Origin of the sequence: Sphingomonas sp. CFBP 13706 (assembly GCF_014842355.1) — a bacterium.
Taxonomy (GTDB): domain Bacteria; phylum Pseudomonadota; class Alphaproteobacteria; order Sphingomonadales; family Sphingomonadaceae; genus Sphingomonas; species Sphingomonas aerolata.
Map to the genome: position 1 here is coordinate 1 of NZ_JACYVM010000072.1, position 585 is coordinate 585.

The 585-nt window shown below is 68.5% G+C and carries 1 pseudogene; it reads left to right on the forward strand.

Annotated elements, in window-relative coordinates:
• Positions 1-585, forward strand: a pseudogene (locus IFS44_RS21700) (fimbria/pilus outer membrane usher protein); the annotation flags it as partial.

Here is a 585-nt window from a genome sequence, read left to right on the forward strand (position 1 = left end):
GACCTGTTGACGATGCCGCTGCCGAGCTTTGCGGGCAAGGCGGCCGTGCCGTCGGCGGGGGACCTGTTCGTCGACGGCTATCGGCAGCAGGGTGCAGACGTCGCGCCCGGTCGGGTCGTGCTGCAGGATGTCCCGGTGATCAACGGCGCGGGCGAGGCCGTGATCGTCACGACGGATGCCGTGGGCCGGCAGATCGCGACCACGATCCCCTTCTACGTCTCGTCGACGCTGCTACGCGCCGGGCTCACCGATTTCGCAGCCGAAGCCGGCGCCATCCGTCAAGGCTATGGCATCCGCAACTTCGATTACGGCACGCTCGCCGTCAATGGCTCGATCCGACGCGGGATGACGTCGTTCCTGACGCTCGAGGCGCATGCCGAGGCGACCGCCCGGCTTCGGCAGATCGGGGGCGGGCTCGTCGTGGCGCCGTGGCGATTTGGCACCGTTGCGCTGTCGGTCAGTGCGTCGCGTTCGGGTCAGGCCGCGGGCCATCGCTGGTCGCTCGGATACAGCTATACCGCGCGTCGCTTCAGCGTTGCCGCGCAATATGACGATCGCAGCAGGGGCTTTCGCGAGCTCGCCAGC